Below are 3,035 nucleotides of genomic sequence, written 5' to 3'. Positions count from 1 at the left end.
CGACACCCTGATTAAAAGTCAGGTGCTCTACCATCTGAGCTAATGGCCCACAATAACATCACCGCTAGTAATGATACTATAGACGAGTACAGGTGTCAACACAAAATTTAAGGCCGGTTCGCAAGTTTACTGTATTGTGCTTCGCGATACCTGATTGGCACCGGCATCTGCCCGGCCGGTGGTCAGTCGCATAACCACCGGCCTTCCGGCGGATCCTGAGAAAATTAGAACACGTCCCGCGTAATAATGGTTTCTTCCCGGCCGGGGCCCACGCCAATAATGGCTATGGGAACGCCTACCACCTCGGTGATGCGCTCAAGGTAACGGCGGGCATTGAGAGGCAGGTCCTCATAACGACGGACCCGGCTGATATCTTCCTGCCAGCCGGGCCACTCCTCGTAAACCGGCTCGCAGGCAGCCAGCACCTTGAGGGTGGCCGGGAACTCGGTCAGGATTTCCCCTTTGTAGCGGTAGGCAGTACACAGGCGGATGGTTTCCAGGCCGGTAAGTACGTCCAGCTTGGTAATGGCCAGGTAGTCCAGTCCGTTAACCCGCACCGCATAGCGGGCCACAACGGTATCAAACCACCCACAGCGGCGCGGCCTGCCGGTGGTGGTGCCAAACTCCCCACCCCGGGAGCGTATATGGTCCCCCAGGGAATCTTTCAGCTCCGTAGGGAAGGGGCCCTCACCCACCCTGGTGACATAGGCCTTGGCCACACCCATCACCCGGTCAATGCGGGTGGGACCAATGCCCGTACCGGTGCAGGCTCCGGCAGCTACGGGATGGGATGAGGTTACGTAGGGGTAGGTGCCGTGGTCGATATCAAGGAGGGTACCCTGGGCACCTTCAAAAAGGACCTTCCTGCCCTGTTCGATAGCGTCGTTTACGATCACGGATACATCTGCCACGAAAGGCTTCAACCGCCGGCCGTATTCCAGATAGGCGGGTAGAATCTCCTCCAGCCTGAATTCCTCGCTCCCGTAAATCATCCGGAACAGCTGGTTCTTATTTTCGAGGTACCGTTCCAGGAGACCCGGGAATTCTTCTTCATCCACCAGTTCAGCCATGCGAATCCCAACCCGGGCGGTTTTGTCGGTGTAGGCCGGACCAATGCCACGGCATGTGGTACCGATACGGAGGGCACCTTTTTTTTCTTCCTCGCACTGGTCCTGCCGACGGTGGTAGGGGAGGATGACATGGGCCCGGGCGCTTATCCGAAGGTTGGCAGTGGAAATCCCCCGGGCAGCCAGTTGATCCAGCTCGTTCAGGAGAACCTCCGGGTCAACCACCACACCGTTTCCAATCAAACACAGTTTGTCGGGGTACAGGATGCCCGAGGGAACCAGGTGCAGCTTGAACTGCTGGCCTGCCACAACCACCGTGTGGCCGGCGTTGTTACCGCCCTGGTAGCGCACAATGAGGTCCGCCTTCTCAGCAAGAAAGTCCGTAATCTTACCCTTCCCCTCGTCTCCCCACTGGGCACCCACCAGCACTAGCGTTGACATGCTCTACTTATCCCCCCACTTATTCAGAATTTCCCGCGCCGCTACGACCCCGGATACCGACGCCTGAGCCAGACCTCTGGTTATTCCTGCCCCGTCGCCGGCAGCGAACAGGTTCCGTACCTGGGTCTCCAGCCCCCGGGTCAGGGCCAGGCGGGAAGAATAAAATTTTACTTCCACCCCGTATAGGAGTGTGTAACGGGAATAAATCCCCGGCGCGACTTCATCCAGTGCTTTTAACATTTCCACAATGGCCACCAGATGCCGGTACGGGAAAACCAGGCTCAGGTCACCCGGCGTGGCCTGTTTCAGGGTGGGAACGGTGAGGCACTTGCGCATCCTTTCCTCCGTGCTCCTTCTCCCGGCCAGGAGGTCGCCCAGCCGCTGGACAATAACCCCACCGCCCAGAAGATTGGCCAGGCTGGCAATGTACTTGCCATAGGCAATGGGCTCTTTAAAAGGTTCGGTGAAGGTTTTGCTGACCAGAACAGCAAAGTTGGTATTACCGGTTTTACGATAGGCATGGGTATGACCGTTCACAGTAACCAGGCCATCGTTGTTCTCCATGACCACTTCACCGTAGGGGTTCATGCAAAAAGTACGCACTTTATCGTCAAAGTCGCGGGAATAATAGATAAACTTGGCTTCATAGAACACCCGGGTGAGAGGCTCCATCACTGGGGCCGGTACTTCCACCCGCACGCCGATATCCACCGGGTTCACCACCATGGTCAGCCCCAGCGTCCGGGCCTGCCCTGCCAGCCATTCGGCTCCTTCCCGGCCGGGAGCCAGGACCACATGTCGGCCGTAAATGATTTCCCCCCCGGTGGTAATTATGCCCCGCACTTGATTATTTTCTGTCAGGATGGAATCAACCGGGCAGGAGGTACGGATTTCCACTCCACCTGCCAGCAGGTATTGTTTCATGCGGGCCAGGACCTCCTGGCACCGGCCGGTACCAAGATGGCGAATAGCCACGGGAATCAGTTTGAGTTCCGCCTGAGCCGCACGGTGCTGGAACTCTTCTATGGCTTCGGCATGCTCCAGGCCATAGACAGTCTCCGGTGCTCCAAATTCCCGGTATATTTTATCCACATAATCAATCAACTCACCCAGAGTTTCTTCTCCGATATACTGTTCCAGGCTGCCCCCAATCTCCGTGGAAAGGGTCAACTTGCCGTCGCTGAAAGCTCCAGCGCCGCCCCACCCGCAGATGGTGGAGCAGGGGTTGCATTGAAAGCAGGCAACATTCTTTTCTCTGGAGGGACATTTTCGCTGTTCCAGATCCCGCCCCTTTTCCAGCATGAGAACTTTTAGGCCGGCCTTTTGCCTGACCAGCTCCAGGGCCGTAAAAATGCCGGCGGGACCAGCACCGACAATTATCACGTCGTAAACCTGTACCATTTTTTAAATCCCTCCTTAGAGCTACTCCCGGGCATGTTCGTTTTTTCACCACTTACAACAGGCATGATGCCAAACACAGTGATTCTAGCAAAGTAACAGGGGTATGTCAAGAGCAACCCTCTTTCA

2 protein-coding genes are annotated in these 3,035 nt (G+C 56.6%); both read right to left on the bottom strand.

The window, feature by feature from the left end:
* Positions 1-224 precede the first annotated feature (224 nt).
* A complete protein-coding gene (locus tag ACPLUI_RS13240) occupies positions 225-1,508 on the bottom strand; it encodes an adenylosuccinate synthase (protein WP_424660722.1) in 1,284 nt (427 codons plus the stop codon).
* Between the two features lie 3 nt (positions 1,509-1,511).
* Entirely contained in the window at positions 1,512-2,909 is a 1,398-nt protein-coding gene (locus tag ACPLUI_RS13235) for an NAD(P)/FAD-dependent oxidoreductase (RefSeq protein WP_424660721.1), read from the bottom strand.
* Positions 2,910-3,035 lie beyond the last annotated feature (126 nt).

The organism is Desulfofundulus sp., assembly GCF_049701015.1.
Classification (GTDB): Bacteria; Bacillota; Desulfotomaculia; order Desulfotomaculales; family Desulfovirgulaceae; genus Desulfofundulus.
Note: the sequence above shows the minus strand (reverse complement) of the source record. Positions and strands in the feature narration are given on the sequence as shown.